Origin of the sequence: Rathayibacter sp. AY1A4 (assembly GCF_002930955.1) — a bacterium.
Classification (GTDB): Bacteria; Actinomycetota; Actinomycetes; order Actinomycetales; family Microbacteriaceae; genus Rathayibacter.
In genome coordinates this window covers 1-2,383 of record NZ_PSTN01000055.1, presented here as the reverse complement: position 1 = coordinate 2,383, position 2,383 = coordinate 1, and the positions used below count along the sequence as shown (strand labels likewise).

Genomic DNA, 2,383 nt, shown 5'->3' with positions numbered 1-2,383 from the left:
GTTCGAGCGGGGCGGGTTCGAGCGGACGGGTTCGAGCGGGGCGGGCGGCGCGGGCTGGTGGCTCGGCTCAGGAATCGCGCGGACAGCGGTGTGCGAGCCCGCGCTCGCCGGCGGTCCGTCCCTCCACAGGCGGGGTACCGGCTCCCTTGTCCCGATGCTGGTCATGGGCCCCGGCCCGATGTCGGTGGTCGCTGATTCAATACAGGTATGACAAATTCGGGTGACGCGGTGCAGGCGGTCGAGGCGGTGCAGGCGGGCGAGACGGCGCGGACGCTCGACGCGGTGCGCGCGCTCGCCGGTCTCGCGGCGGGGCTCGCCCGCTCCTCGGCACCGGTGCTGCTCGCGGGGGCGGTCGCCCTGCACGCGGCGTACCGGGCGGCGCTGCTCGTGCCGGAGTCGTTCGCGCGGGGGAGTCGTCTCTCCCGGAGCGAGGCGGGAGACCTCGTGGAGCGCTCGATCCGAGCCGAGTTCGCGACTGCGCTCGGGATGTCGGAGCGCGCGGCGTCTCGGCGTCTCGAGCACGCTCGGCTCCTCATCGAGGACCTCCCGGAGACCCGCACCCTCCTGGCCGAGGCCCGGATCCTCTGGGAGGCCGGCGAGGTCGTCTGCGCCGCCGCCGCGACCCTCCCCGCTCCGTCGCGCGCGCCCTTCGACGAGCGGGCCGCCGCCGCGGCGCTCACGCAGACGCCCACCCAGCTCCGCCGGACCGTGGCGCGGCTGCGCGACGAGCTGCACGAACAGCCGTTCACCGAGCGCCACACCCGCGCCCGCGAGGACCGCAGCGTGTGGCTCGGCGCCGAGGCCGACGGCATGGCCACTCTCTGTGCCCTGCTGCCGGCCCCGGTCGCGGTCGGCGCCTACAACCGTCTCGACCGGATCGCCCGCTCGCTCCGCGACGGGGCGGACGCGGCGGGGATCGGGTTCGGCGCAGGCGCAGGTGCAGGTGCAGGTGCAGGTGCAGGTGCAGGTGCGAGTGCGAGTGCGAGTGCGACTGCGACTGCGACTGCACAGAGCGGTGCTGGTGCCCGTGGCGATGCTCCGGTGGCAGTCGGCGCGCGGACGGACGCTGGTGCTGGTGCTGGTGCTGGTGCTGGTGCTGGTGCTGGTGCCGGTGCCGGGCTCGGCGCGGAGACGGGTGGCGGCGCCGGTGGAGACGCTGACATCTCCCTCGGCGACGGCCGGACGCTCGCGCAGCTGCGGGCCGACGCGCTCGTCGATCTGCTCATCGACGGCGACATCTCCGCAGACGGATCCTCGGGAGAAGGAGCGAGCGCCGTCCGTGCCTCGGGCTCTGGAATCCACGCCTCGGGCTCCGGAGTCCGCGCCGACGTGCGCCTCACCCTGGCCGCCAGCACCGCCGTCGGCCTCGACGACGCGCCGGCCGAACTCGACGGCTACGGTCTCGTCCCCGCCGACGTCGCCCGGGAGCTCGTCCGCACGGCGGCCACCTTCACGCGGGTGCTGACCGATCCGGACACGGGAGTGGTGACGTCGGTCGGCAGGACCCTCCGCGTCCCGCCCCTCGGATGCGCCTCCAGCTGCAGCTGCGCGACCGGACCTGCCGGTTCCCCGGCTGCACCCGCTCGTCCTCGACGGCCGAGGCCGATCACACCCTCGAATGGCGGAACGGAGGCGAGACCGCCCTCGGCAACCTGGCCTCGCTCTGCGTCGCGCACCACCACGTCCGCCACGGCGACCGCTGGACCTACGCCCTCCATCCGGATGGCACCGTCGTCTGGACGACCCCCACCGGCCGTCGGGTCACCGACCGACCGCGGGCGCTGCCCGGGGCTCCGCTGCCGCCCACGCGACGACCGACGCCGCAGTCGGCGCAAGAACCGGAGCCGGAGCCGCAGCCGGAGCAGCAGCCGCACCCGCTGTCACCACGATCCTCGTCATCGCAGCTGAGGTCATCGCGACCGTCGTCACCTCGACCGTCGCCATCGCTGCTGTCGCCGACGCGGCCGCGGTTCGTGGACGCGTCTCCGCCGTTCTGATCCGCAGCCCGACCTGCCGGGCGATCCGACACTCCGTCGGCCGCGAGGCGGTGCATCGCCGTGCCTGGACACGCCCAGGCGCCCTCGCGCTCTCGCACCTCCGGCGCCGCGAGGTCCGTCGGCACGTTGGCGCTTCGTCGAGCCTCGAGTTCCGAGCCCCGTGTCCCGGAGCTCCGAGCCTCGAGCCCCGTGTCCCGTCGTGCTTCGGCGCTTCGGGGCGTCGGCCACCGCGTCCCGGTCCGCTCCGTCCCGGTCCGCTCCGTCCCGGTCCGCTCCCGTCCCGCTCCGGCTGGCGGACGCCCCCGCCGCGCAGGAGAGCCGTCGAACTCGAGAGATCACGACCGGACGACCTCCACGTGGTTCACGTTCTCCGCCGCCCGCCGCCC

At 74.9% G+C, this 2,383-nt stretch carries 1 protein-coding gene; it reads left to right on the top strand.

Annotated features, from left to right (window positions below; genetic code table 11):
* Nucleotides 1-207: 207 nt before the first annotated feature.
* A complete protein-coding gene (locus C5B92_RS16745; protein ID WP_104350617.1) occupies nt 208-1,908 on the top strand; it encodes a DUF222 domain-containing protein in 1,701 nt (566 codons plus the stop codon).
* Nucleotides 1,909-2,383 lie beyond the last annotated feature (475 nt).

What these genes read in the sequence shown, in the direction of transcription:
- C5B92_RS16745 (WP_104350617.1), top strand. Translation starts at nt 208, where the DNA reads ATGACAAATTCGGGTGACGCGGTGCAGGCGGTCGAGGCGGTGCAGGCG.